Consider the following 15,366-nt stretch of genomic DNA (forward strand, 5'->3'; position numbering starts at 1 on the left):
CTGCCGACCGGCCGAACCTGGCGAGATTCGCGTCCCCGGAGTTGAACGCCAGCAATCGTGCGCCCATCTGCGCCGACTGTACGTGCACTCCCCATTGTGCGAGCAGCAGGCAGCAGAGAAACACGGCCCCGAGCAGCGACACGACGATTATCCCCTCGATCGATGCCACGCCCCGATGGTCCCGCCACCAGTCCCAGGCGACGAGCCGCAGGCGCGGAGTTCGTGGCTCGGAGCTTGGAGCCTGAAGCCTGGGGCTTGAGGCTTGCGGCCTGATGAAGCTCGCGGCCCTGAGCTTGCTGTCCCCCACGTGCGGTAAACGGCGACGGCGGTAGGGCATCAGCGAACTCCAGGCATACCGGCCGGACCTGATGTAAGGGCAGTCGGCCCGCATCCTCTCAAGCAGCGCCGCGGCCGGGCCCTGCCTCTCCTGTTTGAGCAACATGAAGTCTTCATCCGAATCCTCCTTGCTAAGGTATCGGCAGCGTGACCACCAGGTAGATACGGTGGAGATACGGAATCAGCGCACCGGCAATCGCTCGTGACGCAGCAAGAGATGCGAAGGCGATGGCGAGCGTCGCGACCACATACTCAGTGGCCGTCACTGCCGTCTCGTCGCGCAGCACACGGCACGCAACGCGCCAGAGGCCAGCAGTCCGCGACTTCGAGCTTGGCGCTTGGAGCTTGAGGCTTGAGGCTTGCGACGGCATATTCCTATGGTAGTAGTGCATACTTACGCAGGTTCTGTAGGTTACTGAAGCAATTATGGGTGTGGCCGGCGTACGCGGTATCGCTCATCATGAGCGCGATCCCGGCCGAGTCAAGCGGATTGAGCTCGACGTCCCAGAACGGGGCAAAGAAGTGGACTTCCTGGGTGCATGGCGCCGTCCCGGAGTCGCAGTGTGCGAGATTCCAGGTGGAAGGCGTGTAGGGCGCGATCCAACTGTCTCCCCTCATGTACGAATTCCATGTCGAACCCCCGGTTGAAGGAAAGTGCTTGTACGCCGTGTCAGTACCGTGGCAGGATATGATTTGTGTGAAGACCTGCATGACGTAGCAGCTTTCATAAGACAAGTAGGGAGTGGACCGTGCAACCGCAAACAGCGGGCTTGGTGCTGCAACCTTACTTCGCGGAAAGAGCTTCCCGCCCAAGGCCGGACCCAGACCATACGGCGACGTCGTGGCTCCCTGGTACCAGACATAGGCGATGGTGTTGAACTCGCGGTTGGGATTCACCTGGCGGGGCCTGACCTTCGTTCCGACCAGGCCGCAGGTGGATTCAGCGCCGGTATAGCAACCGGTGGGCTTCCAATAGTGACAATGAATCGTGTCATGACGTTGACTGAGGCAGGACGATTCAGAGTGACATATCCAGTTCCGCATGGCGTAAGTGTCGGACCTCAAGGCGCAATGGTGGCAGCAGAAGATCGTGTCCCGCATCCAGTGATGATGATGTGTCCAGTTATTGTCCGTACGCGCTGAGATAAACTGCCAGGTTGGGCTGTTCTTGTACGGTGGCGTGGGCTTCCCGTTCGGCCATGTTATGGGGGTATGACCATCGGGTTCGCCGCAGTACACGACCGTGCTCCCCCAGCTATCGCCGTTCAGATACCAGTTCTGCCACCAGCCATAATTGGCCCTGCACTCCATGACGGTGTCGGTGTAGGTATACCACTGCCAGCCTTGATGGACGTACCTTTGGAATGTCTGGTAGACAGCATACTGGCAATCACGATCCAAGGTGTCCACTCGGTCGAACCAGTTGCTCGTGTCGGAGCAGTACGCCCGGACGTTCCACGTCGACGAGTCGATGACCACCCGGCCGCAGGCATTCGTGATGTTGACGTCAAGCGTGGGAATTGAGTTCAGGACCTGCCCGCACCGGCAGATTTCTGCATACACCAGGCTGTCGCCGGAGGCACTGGCTACAAGCAATGGTGTCGTGTCGTTGGTCGTGACGATTGCCCGACCGCCAGCGGACTGAGATGCCGGATACGCATGCATGTTCTGACAGGCCGCCTGGGTACCGGCTGAGGCCGCGATGGACTGAAAGCTCGTGGCGATGCTGTTCTGCAGCGAGTAGAGCCACTGCGCGGTGGTGTCGAGCTTGCGGACAGAACCCGCGTACTCGTTGCTGTGCACGCTGACCGGGTTGGAGTTCCCGAACAGCGCCGACGTGATGTTCTGTCCCGTCGCCTTGACCGATGCGTCGTCCGTATCGGCGTAGAGGGTTCGCGCCAGGGCCTCGCTCACCGTCAGCACCGTCATCCAGGTGTAGACACTTCTGATGCCTTCGTTCATGTTCGTGCACAGGTTCAGCGAACGGGCCAGCCAGACCGAACCGGTATAGGCGCCGGCGTCAACGGCGTTCTGCACGCGCACCTTTTGGGTCACGGCCCGCGTGCCGACCGACATCGCCAGCATGAAGGCGAGTAGCGCGACCGCCAGGACAACCCCGAGCCACAGAACCTGCCCGCGGGTGTCGTGAAGCAGCCGCCGGATGAATTTAGTCACGAGCATGTTGACCCCCAGTTCCGGTGGTCCGAAAGAGAGTTGCCGAGTTGTGGAACGCAATTACCGGTCAGCGAATGAAGCCCCGGCCCTCGGCCGGAAACCGGGAGCCGGCCCGTGCTTGCATGGACCACCAACAGGGATGCGAGCAGGGCAACGGCAAGCGCCACGCTGACCCATAGACCGCTCATGTCGTGGCGCAGCGGCAGGCCGGCGTGACGAATAAGCCCGGCCCCCGAGCACCGCACTGTCCGACAGGCCCCGCCGAGGGCAACGCCTGGGTTCGGACTCTGGACGCCGCAATTCTGACCTTGTACTTCCATGATGCTACCCCGCCCAGTAATCGGTGACGGCGTGGCCGTGCACCGGGACATTCCATTGCCAAGTGTTGCTGATTTGCGTTACGGAAGACTGAATCGTCGTGTAGAAAGGGAGTCCCTGTAGAGTGGCTATGTAGGAATTGAGTCCGGTGTGGCCCCAGAGTTTGCCGAAGGGAGTGAACGAACAACGATAAATGTAGGTGACGTCCACGGACACATACTTGTGCGTCTTGCCCGGAGCGGTGCCGACGGTGCAGTTCGGCTGGCTTGTCCTGATAAATGCGCTTGCCAGGCGCCCGAGCCAAGCGGCGCTGTCGCCCTGGAACCCGGAGATGCTGCAGATTGTGCCCACCGTCTGATTCGGATTCGACAGCCCGAAAGCACTGAGGACCGCCGAGCTGTTCGACACGGTCGGCGGGGCAATGGCGCTCATCGCCAACGCCGCCGCGAGGTGAGTATTTGTCGTAGAAGTGACTCCGTAGCACGCTGCCGTCCGCGCTGCGCAGAAGGCGGCGTAATTGGCAAGCTGCTTCGCATTGGCCAACAGGCACACCTCCATGATCACCATGATGAACAGCAGGAGCACCGGGAACGCGATAACGGTCTCGAGCATGGAAGTGCCGTCGGTATTGCGGCCCAGACACGACAGCCGCCGGCAGGCGGTCAATGGGCGACGAAGCTTAGTGGACTCCATGCGTAGCCTCCAATCATTGCAAAAACAGTACCAACCACTATGGCAAGTCCGAAAGGTATCTTCTGAGTCTCCTGTCGGTTGATGTCCTGCTTCGGAACCAGGCGCGACACGCGGGAACCCACGACGAAGAACAGGCTCTTGAACGTCCGCCATGCTTTGCGGTTCCATATCAACAGGACGATACCGATCACCAGCGCCACGATGAGCGAGTAGAACAGCGCCGAAACCACGAATGGATAGCCTTTCAGTGCGCCGACTGCGGCCATCAGCTTGACGTCGCCTCCGCCCATCCAGCCCAGCACAAATAGCACCAGGAGCGACGCGAAGCCGAAAAGAAAACCGAGACCCGAGGCCTTCGTTCCGCCCCAGCCATGGAACATGCAGCTCATTCCGAACCCAAGGACGATGCTGGGCAGAGTAGCCCAGTTGGGAATCTTCCTATATCTAATATCCCAGTAAGCGCACAACACCAGCAAGAGGAGAGCGAAGACATCGACTGCGATGTAAGTCGTACCTGTCATGTTATGCCTCTTCAGTTCGGACCGACCGGCCTTCGAACCAGACCGCATTAGCCGGGGATGCCAGGACCACGAGAGTCCACCCCAAGAGGCTCGAACATTGCTCTCGTGATCCTGACATCATATTGGCTGTACCCCAGCTCGCCCGGCTACTGTTCGATCGAGGCGGACGCCTTGTTGATGCTCTTCGAGACGATTCCCTTGACGAGCCTGAAGGCGACAATGGCAGCCACGACGACGAATACCACGATCACAACGTACTCAAGCATCGTCTGGCCGCTCTCATCCGACAATAGGGCCCTGCCGGCCCCGAACGCTCTGCTCAGCATGATATGACCCCCTTAGGTCTACTCATGTTGCGGTTCTGCCACGTCCAGCCGCGTCCACCCCAGCGCGTCCACGTCAGCGGTGACTGGAACGTGGCGGCTCAGGACAGCAGACCCAGGTTTTGCGGTCGCATCTCCACCCGCCGTGGTTAATCCAGACGGGCGACGCTCGCTGGAGGTAATGCACGTCGCGTGCCACCATGCCCCGGACCGCGCGTCCGCGGGGCTTTCCTGTTTCCGAACAGATACGGCCAGCAGCGGTAAGTGCACTCGTTTGTTGATGAATTCTGGTCGCCCTGTTCGAACCCATTGGAGCTAATTGCCGGCCCTGACAGGCGCGTTCGTTCGCTCCGGTCGCGTGGCGCGCAAGAAGCAGACGCAGCGCCGAGCGGCGCTGCGTCTGTCGGATTCGTAGGCTGCGGCTGCTAGTTATCGTCAGCAGCGAGGTGAACCATCATTCTGACCGAGAACGTGGTTTGTCTCTCCTGCGATACTCGTGTCTCCGACGGGAGACGCGCCTCGTAGTTTCGCTGTCCCAGCCAACCCTGCCTCACGACTACTGTTCGATCGACGTCGATGCCTTCTCGATGCTGCGGTGCACTGTGCCCTTGACCAGCCTGAAGGCGACGATCGCCGCGACAACGACGAAAACGACTATGACGACGTACTCGAGCATCGTCTGGCCGCTTTCATCCGAAAGCAGGGCCTTGCCTGCCTCGAACGCTCGGTTCAGCATGATATGACCCCCTTAAGGTCTCGTCTTGCTGCGATCCTGCCTCAGCCTCCCGCGTTTAGGACCGGCGCGTCTAGTACCGCGAGCCGGAACGCGTCCGCTCGGCGACAGAACCGGGCTTTCCGTTTGTGTCTTCACCCGCCACGGCTAGTCCGGGCAGGCGACACGCACGGAGTTTTGCACTTAGTGTGCCACCGCGACCCGGCCTGCGGGTCCGGTGACTTGACGAGTCTCCAACCAGAGACGCCCGCGTCAGCGCTGCGACAGCCGCGCCGGTCGCACCCGGCGCGGAAATCTGATGCGGCGGCCGCTGGCCGCCGTCCCTCGCGGTCGGTCAACTGATCCTGACAAAGAGTAATGTTGTGTCTCACTCGGGTGACGCGAGTCTCCGCTGCGAGACGAAAGGAACCGTCCAACTGCTTGCGAGTCTCGACCCAGGCACATCACCGCCCGCACCTCGCATCTGCCCGCTCTCCGGGTGCTTGACAGTCCTGCCTGCTGCAAACCGAGAAACCCGCCGTTTGCTACCGTATCAGTCCGGCACGATCGACGTCGAAGTGGTCTGTATGCTTCGATGCAGAAGCGGTCCGACCACCCTTAGTGCAATGCCCATGACGATACACACGAAAACCACTATCACCACGTACTCGAGCATCGTCTGACCGTTCTCGTCCAGCAGAAGAGCCTTGCCGGTCCCCGTCACTTTGCTCATCACAATGACTCCCTCGGCCATGCCATGTTGTAGTCCTCCGACCGCCGACTACGTCGCGCCCCGGTCTCTGCGACTGTCTCGCAGGCGGCTCGCACTCTTTCTCGACGGCGGGCTAAAGCCTTTCGTCAGTACCTTCACCCTCCGCGACAGGTTCGGGAGGGCGATACTCGCCTCATACTATGCACGCGGCGTGCCAGGAGCGTGAGTGATGGATCGCGGGCTGTTGACGTACCTGTAGCTACTATCTACGCTCCCAGCCGGCACCGGCGGCAGCTGTCGCCATTCGGTGACAGCCCGGCGAGCATGCGGGCAAGTGCCGACGGGACGGCGAAAAGCTGCGACAACCGTGACGTCGCACCACTGAACGGAGGACCGTGTGTCGAACCACGCCGCCCCGCCGCGGGGTTGACTCTATCAAGATACTGCTCATAGGGTCGACATGGTTCTCGGTAATGAGTAGACCGTTGTATCGCTTTGGAGACAACCGGCCTACTATCGTAGGCAATCCGGGAGCCTGCCATTGAACGCTGTTGGCGGTCAACTCCTGCAAGCCGCCCGGGGCGACTGCGTGCGCAAGCGCCTGGGCCGACCGCGGCCTGTTGCCGAACTGTTACAACTGCTCTCTTAGACTGCGACGCCAACCTTGTCGCGTTGCCGGCGGGATTGACGACGGTTGTGACAATGATATCTGTTCTGTATCACTTGAGAGAATCTGGTATCCGGCGGGCGACATGCCCGCCGAGGGTCGGGGAGCTTAGGTCCGGCTGCGGGCCTGGTTGGGTGAAGTGATACCGTACCGCTTCATGATACGGTAGAGGCTGGGACGCACGATACCGAGTATGGCGGCGGCTTCGGCCACGTCGTAGCCCGTCTGCTCGAGCACGCGCTCAACCGCCTCGCGCTCCGCTCGCTCCAGGGCGACCTTCAGCGTGCCGTCGGTCGACGCCTTGGCTTCGGCCCCGAGGAATGAACGCAGTTCCTCGGCTTCGACCGGATTGGTTTCGGCCAGGATGACCGCTCGCTCCATCAGATTGCGCAGCTCGCGCACGTTGCCCGGCCACGAGTAGACCCTCAGGGCCGCCCAGCTTTCGGGAGCGAATCTGACGGCACGGCCGTAGTCCGCGCAGAAACGCTCGAGGAAGAAACTGGCAAGCGGTTCGATGTCCGCCACCCTTTCCCGCAGCGGCGGCACGTCGATCCTCACCACGTTGAGCCGATGGTACAGGTCGTCGCGATAGAGGTCCATCTTGCTCATCTCCTGGAGGTTCTTGTTGGTGGCGGCCACTATCCTGACGTCGAGGCGAATGACCCCGCTGCCGCCGACCCGCTGGATTTCGCCGTCTTCGAGGAAGCGCAGCAGCTTCGCCTGGGCCGCCTCGTTCAAATCACCGACCTCGTCAAGGAACAGCGTGCCGCCGTCGGCCTCCTGCAGCTTGCCGATACGGATGGCGGAAGCACCGGTGAACGACCCTTTTTCGTGGCCGAACAGCTCGCTCTCGATCAGTTCGCTCGGGATCGCCGCGCAGTTCAAAGGTACGAACTGCCGCGTCGCCCGGGGACTCTGCAGGTGAATGGCACGGGCGACCAGTTCCTTGCCGACGCCGCTTTCGCCCATCACGAGTACGCTGGCCGGGGACGGCGCGACGCGGCGGATCAGGCTCCGGACCCGCTTCATACCGGTCGACTCGCCGACCATCCGGTATCGCTCCTGGAGTTCGTTGGTCAGATGCTGGACCTGGCGCGGCAGCTCGGTGCTCTCAAGCGCATTCGTGATCGCCACGAGTATCCGCCCGGGCTCGGGCGGCAGCTCCAGGATGTCGAACGCGCCGAGCTTCACGGCTCCGACCGCGGTCTGGACCGACAACTTCTGCGCAGTCATGATCACTGGCACGGAGGGAGCCATCCGACGCACTTTCCCAAGCACGTCTATCCCGCTGAAGTCGGGCAGCACGATGTTCAGGAGCAGTACGTCGGGGATCTGGGTCTTGAGTATGGAAAGCAGGCTCTGGCCATCGGGGAACAACCGGCACGAGTAACCACCGCCCACCAGCACATTGTTCAGCGCGGACGCCATCTGCTGGTCTTCACACGCGACGTATATCTGCTGCTTCATGGCCTCTCTCCCGCATGTCCTCGGCGGTGAACCGCGGCTGCGGTGGAACCGGCGTCGTGTACCACGGGCTGGATTGCTCCTGTCACGAGTCCAGTAGTTTAGTGACCCCTGACGGGGAAGTCAAGTGATAATTCTCTCTTCCCGGAGCCTTGCCACACGCCGCCGGCATGGCCGGGCGGCACGGATCGCCAACCGGCTCCCGCGGAAGGGCCCCGGCCGCGCACGCAGCCGTGCAGCAGTCCGCGATGCCTGAGCTGGATTGTGCTCGGGTGACAGGCTGCAAATCTCACACGGTCTATGGCTCGGGATAAACTGATGTTGGCGTGGCACCGCGGTGCACGCTGCTCCTTATCGTCCTGAAAGTGATGATCGACCCCAGGACGACGAAAACCACCAGCACGATCAACTCAATCAACTTCGGACCGTTCCTTTCCGACAGCAGTGACTTGACGCCACCGAGATCTCTACGCAGCATGATGACTCCCACTGGTCCCGTCATGTTGTGGTCCTGTCACGACCCGCAACTTCAGGCTCCACCGAATGCACACACGGGAGCTGAAGCGCGTCGACTCCGTACATCAGACCAAGAACTTACACTCGTATCTCAGCCCGCCACGACTAGTACGTGAGGGCGATACTAATCACAGCTAGGTGCATGCGGCGTGCCAGAGATTGGGGTCCAGTGGGCTGGCAACCAGTGTGTCTCCGGGCAGTTACAGGAACGCTCTCAAGGGTGAGAAGCGCTTCACTGCCCGTGGCGCAGAACGCCGCAGCCTATCAGCCCGTATCTTCGAATGTTAGATCGATGCGACAATCCGAGATGGTTTGCCCGGGTTCGAACGCGTGCAGCGATGGCTACGGAACTGGCGAGTGCGATTCCTCGCCGAGTTCCAAGCCGCCCGTCATTCCGACGCCGTGACCAGCTCTGTCTCCACCGGGAGACTCACGGCCTCCGGCATGAGGTAGCCGTCGTCGTCATGCGGGGTGAACCAGCTCTTGGTCCGGGCATGAGTCGGCGGAACGATTCCGTGGCGCTTCATGATCCGGTAGAGGCTGGGTCGAACGACGCCCAGCAGTGCGGCCGCTTCCGCCACATCGTTGCCAGTCTGCTGAAGCGCGCGCTCGACGGTCTCGCGCTCGGCCCTGTCCAAGGCCGCCTTCAACGTCGTCTTCTCTATTTCTCCTACCATGTTGCTGTCAATACTACTGGGAAGCCCGCTTCGTGCGCTCTTAACGTTCACTGCGGACGTCCCGCGTCATCCTTAATACATCCTGTCTGCCGGCCCCGCGTAGCTCGTCCCGTGTCATGCCATGCGGAAGCGCGGCAATTCTTCCAATTCACCTCTCTGCACCTTGACTGATCCAATCCATGGTCACCTGAGGCCACGTGCAGCCGGACGTGGAGGTTGGCACGTCCGGCTGCATGCTAAGGCGGCAATTGCCGGAGACCAAAGAGGCGAATCTCCCGCAGTCCGCGACGGTTCGCGATGTAACCCGTGGCTTGAGCATCAGGCTGGATGCACTTTATGATCCCACATCCCTTAACCCCGAGCAACTCGTACATTGCATCAATCGTGCCAAAGACAAGAGAATGCTGCAATTAAACGGGCCACCGCGCTATCAGGCAGAAGCCACTCGGGGCGAGGACTACTCAAGGCTGTTGTCGCCTGCAGAGAATCACATCGGTACAGGTCTTGTCTCCCCTGAGATACTAGCCGTCTTCGGCAGGAGACACGCTCGCTTGTGGTGAAGAGCGCGGTCACGACAGTCGCCGATCGGAGACAAGTCAATAACCGGAAGCGCAGTCAGGTCGATGGGCTCGGACTACAATGGGCGCAGAAAGCCAGCAGCGCAGGGCGTGCCAACTGCATCGCGCCGGCGCTCGGAAGAGCACGTCCTGTTGAGACTGGACGGCTGGGTGTCGGCGACGAGAGCGTGCGGACACGTCACGACCCGGGCGACAGGATCCTCGGCTCGGGCACGTCCGGCAAAAGTGGCTGTCACCCAACGGCGACTGCCCGCGAAACGATGACGCAGTCGGATATCCCGGTGGACCCAGGTTCTGTTCTCGCGCACCTGCAATTGAGACGATGGAGAGGAATCACTCGCAGATAACAGGGCGATGGTTGTACCGGAGGACCTCGACGGCGACTTTCAGGCCGCTACTGTCACCGCCCGCTCAGGCATTGGTCGGGTGGCTTCGCGTTCACGGGAATGTCGAACTGAGCCGGGATTTCCACTGTTCGGACAGGGTTGAAGACTCGATACCCGTACTCATCAGCGCGTCACGGCTGCGCTCACGGCCATGTGACCGAGTAGAGCCTCACCGGCTGGTGGTCGGCATAGAAGTTGTCAAATACGTCCCATCTTCCGAGTTCCACGGCCTCCGCTCCCTCCCATTCCGCGACCTGCACTATGTTGGATGAAAGCACAATCATGTACCTGGGATGGCAATCCCCGATTCGTTTGGACTGGTCTGTGCCAGGCAGAGTGTTGACTCCGTTGGTGCCGGTCTCGAGCGACACGGAGCTCGCGATGTCTCCATACAACAGGACACCGCGGGAAGTGCCTTCCCGTTCTCTGATGATCTTCCCGACTGCCTGCGTCATGTTGTAAAAGGAATATCTCGGTCGTGCAAGATAGGACACTATCCGCCAGCCTTCTATTAAGGAAAGCGCCGCGAGAACAACGGCCGGTATGATTGCAGCGGCAGGACGCCTCGTTTGTCGCAACCGCTCAGCCAGGGCCGTGCACGCGGGCCCGCAAAGTCCGGCGAGCGGAACAAGCAACGGGAGGTAATAGCGCGGCGGCCCGTAAACGTGAAGCGTGAGCATGCCCGCATATGCTGCGACATAGCCGAGCAACAAGTGGACTAGCGGCTCCGAACGGAAGCGTTTCGAGAACGCAAAAGCTCCGAAGATCATGACCACAGCGATATCCACGAACCCCGCCCCGAGGTACTCGGCATCCGTGATCTTGCGGGGAAGGTGTCGAACAAAGGCATGAAAGCTCGTGTAGATGTCTCCGACAGTCTGTCGATTGTACCCGACGTACTCCCAGGGAAACGCCGCCACCGAGACCAACCGGTAGCCACCATAGAGCACCAATAGCGTCAGGCCTGAGACAGCGACGAAGGTAACGCGTTGTCGGATAGTGGAACCGCCGCGCCAGGCACAGAATGCAAGCAAAGGGATGGCAAAAACCGCAGTCAGCTTCGTCAGCATGCCGAGGACGAGCAGGAAGGAGGCAAGCACGAGTCTGAGCAGCGTGGTCCTTTGCCTCAGGCCTCCAGCGGCATAGAGACTCGCAACCACAAGGCAGGTCGCCACCAGGTCCATTGTCCCAAGGCGGCTATAGGCGAATCCGACGTAGTTGCTCGTCATCAGGAGGGCGGTCAGCAATGCCGCGAAGTCGCCGAAGCTACGACGGACCAACAATGCTGTCATGGTCACAAGGAGCAGGAATGCAGCTACAATCGTGATGCGCACCGAGGTCAGGCTGAGTCCGAACAGAAAAAAGGAGATGCGATGGAGAATGTGGCCGATGGGCGCGTAGACCGCCGTATTTGCGTCTCCCGGCATGTACCAATGCCCGGTGAGCACATGTCGGATTGCCGAAGCCGCATTCTGTCCGTCATCCGTATATAGCTCGCCCGACCAGGTAATCCCACTGGGAAAGTCAGCGTTCAGATGCACCAGCCGCATGGCCGCGAAACCAAGAACGAGGAAAAGCAGCGCTATCTTCAGAATCCGCTTCATCGCGTCGCCTCGGCGCGCCGGCTGGCCGGGCAGGCTGGCTTTCTCCATCTGCTAGGCATGCTAGGAAAACGCGGAAAGGAGTCAAGGTATCCGTTTCGCGTGCTACGCGACCGATCAAGGCGGGAAACCACCAGGGACTCGGATAAGCGAGCCGACGCCGAGTTCAGCTCCGGGAGGGATCTCCGGCAGGATCGTAAGAGAAGAATGGGGTCAAGTGCCGCAACGATTCCCGGTTCGGTCAGAGGACTCGTTCAGATCTCAGGCGTCGAAGCGATTGCCGGGCCGGTGCTCAATCAGCTTCATCGGTCAGGGACACAATGAGAGGAACGCTGAAACACCGCGCCGGTGCCGTATGAGCGTCCACGCGTCATCTCGACGCAGGTCTAACCTGCAGCCGCCACAGGCCAACCAGACCCCAGACGGTCACCATGACATAACCCAGCACCTGGGCCACGGTTATGTAGGCAAGCGCCCCGCTGCGCGCGTATCCGAGCGGAACAAGAACCGCCACCGCGACGAACTGATACACACCGACATAGCCGGGAGTCGAGGGGATGGCGCTGGATAGCCCGAGTCCGGCAAGCAGCATCACCGCTATCGGCAGCGTCAGGCTGAGGCCGAATGCCCGGGTCCCGATTATTGTGCCCACTGCATCGCAAAACCAGACAAGAACCGTCATCCCGGCAAAAGCGATGCCGCGGGACGGGTTGGCAAACGCGCGCATGCCGGAGAGGAACTGAGCCAACATCCCGAGCAAGCGTTCGCGGAACCGCGCCGGGCCGGGCACATGCCGCAGCACTCTCGCGAACTGCTGCTCGAAGCGTGGGGCTGCGAAGAGGACAACAACCCCCGCGACTCCGAAAATACCCATCACCTTCCATGCTCTCACCAGCCAGCCGGACGTCTGCCCCATCGAGAATACGGCAATGAGGCTGAACAGGACGAGCGCGACGGCGTCGAGCAGCCGTTCAGTCAGGGCGGTGGCAAGAACCCAGCTCTTGCTCAGCCCGGCCTTGTGCCCGAGCGCTGCGGAACGGATCAGCTCGCCGGCCCGGGCAGGCAGGAAGTTGTTCCCCAGATAGCCGGCGGCCGTGGCCCAGAAAACCGTCAGCGGTGCGACTCTCCTTTGGCCTCCGTCGGACGGCGCGGCTCCAAGCAGCACGCGCCAACGCAGGCTGCGGAAAACCAGAGTAAAATTGCCAAGCACAAATCCCGCCGCGAGCAGCATGAATTTCGCGTGCCTGACTGTCGCGAGGAATTCTCGCCAGTTGACGCCACGTATGGCCAGATAAAGCAGGACCGCGCTGAGCAGCACCGTGGCGACCGCAATCCAGCGCCGTCCCGATTTGGCGGATGGCGAGGTCCTGCCGCCCGATTCCACTGCCCTGGAATCCTTGATTCCTTGACCCCTCGAACCCTGTCCTTATCAGTCGAAGTTGATGCGCTCTTTCTCAATAACCAACGGCATGTGACGGACGTACGTATGAATTGAGCCGACGTACTCCCCGACGATACCAAGGAAAAACAACTGGACCGATGAGAAAAAGAAGATGCCGACCACGAGCGGCGCGAGCCCGAGCTCGAAGCTCTTCCAGAATACCAGCTTGTACGCGAGGTAGAAGAGCGCCACGAGCAGGCTCAACGCTGCCGACGCGAACCCGAGCATCGTAGCCAGCCTTAGCGGTACCTTGGAGTGACTGGTCATACCAAGCAGGGCCATGTCGAAAAGGGTATAGAAGTTGTTCTTGGTGAAGCCGCGCTTCCGGCGTTGCTGGGTGAACTCGACCCTCGCCACGTCGAACCCGATTTCGGCAATCTGGCCGCGGAAATACGGGTAAGGGTCATCGAGCTTCCGGAGGATGTCGAATATCTGCTTGTCATAGAGACCGAAGCCGGTGGCGTTCTCCACGAGTTCGACGTCGGAGAGCCTGCGCAGCAGGCGGTAGTAGAACCGGCGGATGGCGTAGATGAGTGCTGGCTCCTCGCTCTTGCTCTTCACCGCCATCACTGCCTTGTAGCCCTGCTCCCACTTCGATACGAACTCCTTGATGAGCTCAGGCGGGTCTTGGAGGTCCGACGCCATGGTCACGACCGCGTCGCCGCGAGCCTGGAGCGCTGCGTGGTACCCGGAACGGACGTGCCCGAAGTTGCGAGCATTCACGATGACCTTGACCCGCTTGTCTCGCTTGCAGATTCCGCGCAGGGCCCAAACGGTGTTGTCCTGCGAGGCATTGTCCGCGCAGATCAACTCAAATTCGTAACCTGCCAATTGAGCAAAGACCTGCTTGATCCGCTCGTACAACTCACCCACGTTCGTTTCTTCGTTATAGCATCCCGTAACGATGCTGACTAGTTTCATGGGAACTCCCTGATGCCCGTTCTCGCTCATGCTCAGGAGCGACCGTCACACATGACTGCCGTCATAGCGTCGCCCGACGGATGGCGACGTGACACGTACCGGGATGACGGTGGCGGCACAGTTATCAATACAGTGTGATTACTTCATTGTCCAGATGCAGTTCATCTCGTATCTGTCGCTCGATCTCCTGTTGATAGCCTCGCGACGAGATCAGGATCGGCTCGGTACGTCCCTTCAATTCAGCCGGAGCGACGATCGGGACGCTGCGCAGCAGTTTTCCCTGGCAGTGCGGGTTCGTGTCGACAAAGACCACAATCTGGATGTCACCCAACCGGCTGACCATCAACAAGCGTAGGGTGTGAAGTCCGGCGCTCCAGACGATGATCGGCGTTGCCCGGTCTGCAAGCCGGCTGATCGTGGCGAGAATCGGTTCGGCTCGCTGCTGTGACAGCTCAACATAGCGCGTCAGGCTGGTTGACGTTTCCTCGTCTTGCGTCAGATCGCACGGGAGATCGTCGTCCGTCTTCTGAAAGACAGCGCGGATGGCAGGCCATGTGGTTCGGTATCCTAGTGGCAACGTGAGCTGTTCGACTACCTGTTCCCGGAAGCGACTGCGGCGCATCAGGTTGACAAGTGAGAACTGGCTGAAGAAGTTGATGTGCTCGACGCTGAACTCCTGGAACGGCGCGTTCTCGGCCTCCGCGAAGTGCGCCGCGTCAGGTACGACCACGAATACCTGTCCTCTATGGGTGAGCATTCGGCTCAGGCGCTGCAGCGCCGGTCCCGGTTCAGTGAGGTGTTCCAGCACGCCGGACACGATCACCGCATCTCTGGAACCGTCTTCAACGCTGACGTTCTGAATTGACCCGGTGAGGACCGGAATGCCGTACCAAGCGAGCGCCCGTTCTGCGCAGGTTTCAGACGGATCCACGCCGGCCACATTCTCATACCCCCGTTGCTTCAATTCAGCCAGCAATCCGCCCGTGCCGCAGCCGACGTCAATGATGCGCGCGTGACGGTCGCCCAGATGTTTCTGGATGAAGTCAGCCAGCGATCGGAACCGAACGAGGTCGTCCGGTGATGGCTGCCCCTGTGGACTGGCATCCTCATATTTCGACATGTCGCGATAATAGGCATCGAATGTCGCCTGCTCTGGAATGTGGTCGGCGAAGCCCATGCCGCACTCCGCGCACACCACTACGTCGTAGCTGGCCAGGAGGTTCCCCTCCGACATCTGGGCGAAGGACTGCCGGTACAACTGCCGGCGCCCCATGCCGCCGCACACGGGGCACGGGCGCACATTCCTCGCGTTGTCATGCGCCATG

The 15,366-nt window shown here is 60.8% G+C and carries 15 protein-coding genes; all 15 read right to left on the reverse strand.

Features of this window, described 5'->3' with window-relative positions; genetic code table 11:
• On the reverse strand, positions 1–442 hold a 442-nt coding region (locus tag VMH22_05985), incomplete at its 3' end, for a hypothetical protein (protein ID HTW91242.1).
• 25 nt (positions 443–467) lie between these two features.
• Positions 468–623, reverse strand: a complete 156-nt coding sequence (locus VMH22_05990) for a hypothetical protein (GenBank protein HTW91243.1) — start codon at positions 621–623, stop codon at positions 468–470.
• Positions 624–711: 88 nt separating this feature from the next.
• Entirely contained in the window at positions 712–2,517 is a 1,806-nt protein-coding gene (locus tag VMH22_05995; GenBank protein ID HTW91244.1) for a hypothetical protein, read from the reverse strand.
• 318 nt (positions 2,518–2,835) lie between these two features.
• Complete coding sequence (locus VMH22_06000) at positions 2,836–3,522, reverse strand: TadE family protein (protein HTW91245.1); 687 nt, start codon at positions 3,520–3,522, stop codon at positions 2,836–2,838.
• Positions 3,492–4,043 carry an A24 family peptidase gene (locus VMH22_06005; protein ID HTW91246.1) on the reverse strand — a complete coding sequence of 184 codons (552 nt, stop codon included), beginning with the start codon at positions 4,041–4,043 and terminating at the stop codon, positions 3,492–3,494. The genes VMH22_06000 and VMH22_06005 overlap by 31 nt, the downstream gene beginning before the upstream one ends.
• A 146-nt stretch (positions 4,044–4,189) precedes the next feature.
• A complete protein-coding gene (locus VMH22_06010; protein HTW91247.1) occupies positions 4,190–4,369 on the reverse strand; it encodes a hypothetical protein in 180 nt (59 codons plus the stop codon).
• Positions 4,370–4,922: 553 nt separating this feature from the next.
• Complete coding sequence (locus VMH22_06015; protein ID HTW91248.1) at positions 4,923–5,102, reverse strand: hypothetical protein; 180 nt, start codon at positions 5,100–5,102, stop codon at positions 4,923–4,925.
• A gap of 529 nt (positions 5,103–5,631) precedes the next feature.
• Complete coding sequence (locus tag VMH22_06020; protein ID HTW91249.1) at positions 5,632–5,811, reverse strand: hypothetical protein; 180 nt, start codon at positions 5,809–5,811, stop codon at positions 5,632–5,634.
• 754 nt (positions 5,812–6,565) lie between these two features.
• A complete protein-coding gene (locus VMH22_06025) occupies positions 6,566–7,924 on the reverse strand; it encodes a sigma-54 dependent transcriptional regulator (protein ID HTW91250.1) in 1,359 nt (452 codons plus the stop codon).
• Between the two features lie 295 nt (positions 7,925–8,219).
• On the reverse strand, positions 8,220–8,399 hold the full coding sequence (locus VMH22_06030) for a hypothetical protein (protein HTW91251.1): 180 nt from the start codon (positions 8,397–8,399) through the stop codon (positions 8,220–8,222).
• A 427-nt stretch (positions 8,400–8,826) separates the two neighbouring features.
• Positions 8,827–9,087 (reverse strand): helix-turn-helix domain-containing protein, encoded by a 261-nt coding sequence (locus VMH22_06035; protein HTW91252.1) that lies wholly within the window; start codon positions 9,085–9,087, stop codon positions 8,827–8,829.
• Between the two features lie 1,134 nt (positions 9,088–10,221).
• A complete protein-coding gene (locus tag VMH22_06040) occupies positions 10,222–11,730 on the reverse strand; it encodes a glycosyltransferase family 39 protein (GenBank protein ID HTW91253.1) in 1,509 nt (502 codons plus the stop codon).
• A 319-nt stretch (positions 11,731–12,049) separates the two neighbouring features.
• Entirely contained in the window at positions 12,050–13,063 is a 1,014-nt protein-coding gene (locus VMH22_06045; GenBank protein HTW91254.1) for a lysylphosphatidylglycerol synthase transmembrane domain-containing protein, read from the reverse strand.
• Between the two features lie 45 nt (positions 13,064–13,108).
• Positions 13,109–14,041, reverse strand: a complete 933-nt coding sequence (locus tag VMH22_06050) for a glycosyltransferase family 2 protein (protein HTW91255.1) — start codon at positions 14,039–14,041, stop codon at positions 13,109–13,111.
• Between the two features lie 124 nt (positions 14,042–14,165).
• On the reverse strand, positions 14,166–15,365 hold the full coding sequence (locus VMH22_06055) for a class I SAM-dependent methyltransferase (GenBank protein ID HTW91256.1): 1,200 nt from the start codon (positions 15,363–15,365) through the stop codon (positions 14,166–14,168).
• Position 15,366 lies beyond the last annotated feature (1 nt).

Source organism: bacterium, from assembly GCA_035505375.1.
In the GTDB taxonomy this organism is placed as follows: Bacteria; Hydrothermota; Tepidihabitantia; order Tepidihabitantales; family Tepidihabitantaceae; genus UBA2258.

Coding starts and splice junctions, on each gene's coding strand:
- VMH22_05995 (HTW91244.1), bottom strand. CDS start 2,517: ATGCTCGTGACTAAATTCATCCGGCGGCTGCTTCACGACACCCGCGGG.
- VMH22_06000 (HTW91245.1), bottom strand. CDS start 3,522: ATGGAGTCCACTAAGCTTCGTCGCCCATTGACCGCCTGCCGGCGGCTG.
- VMH22_06005 (HTW91246.1), bottom strand. CDS start 4,043: ATGACAGGTACGACTTACATCGCAGTCGATGTCTTCGCTCTCCTCTTG.
- VMH22_06010 (HTW91247.1), bottom strand. CDS start 4,369: ATGCTGAGCAGAGCGTTCGGGGCCGGCAGGGCCCTATTGTCGGATGAG.
- VMH22_06015 (HTW91248.1), bottom strand. CDS start 5,102: ATGCTGAACCGAGCGTTCGAGGCAGGCAAGGCCCTGCTTTCGGATGAA.
- VMH22_06020 (HTW91249.1), bottom strand. CDS start 5,811: ATGAGCAAAGTGACGGGGACCGGCAAGGCTCTTCTGCTGGACGAGAAC.
- VMH22_06025 (HTW91250.1), bottom strand. CDS start 7,924: ATGAAGCAGCAGATATACGTCGCGTGTGAAGACCAGCAGATGGCGTCC.
- VMH22_06030 (HTW91251.1), bottom strand. CDS start 8,399: ATGCTGCGTAGAGATCTCGGTGGCGTCAAGTCACTGCTGTCGGAAAGG.
- VMH22_06040 (HTW91253.1), bottom strand. CDS start 11,730: ATGGAGAAAGCCAGCCTGCCCGGCCAGCCGGCGCGCCGAGGCGACGCG.
- VMH22_06050 (HTW91255.1), bottom strand. CDS start 14,041: ATGAAACTAGTCAGCATCGTTACGGGATGCTATAACGAAGAAACGAAC.
- VMH22_06055 (HTW91256.1), bottom strand. CDS start 15,365: ATGGCGCATGACAACGCGAGGAATGTGCGCCCGTGCCCCGTGTGCGGC.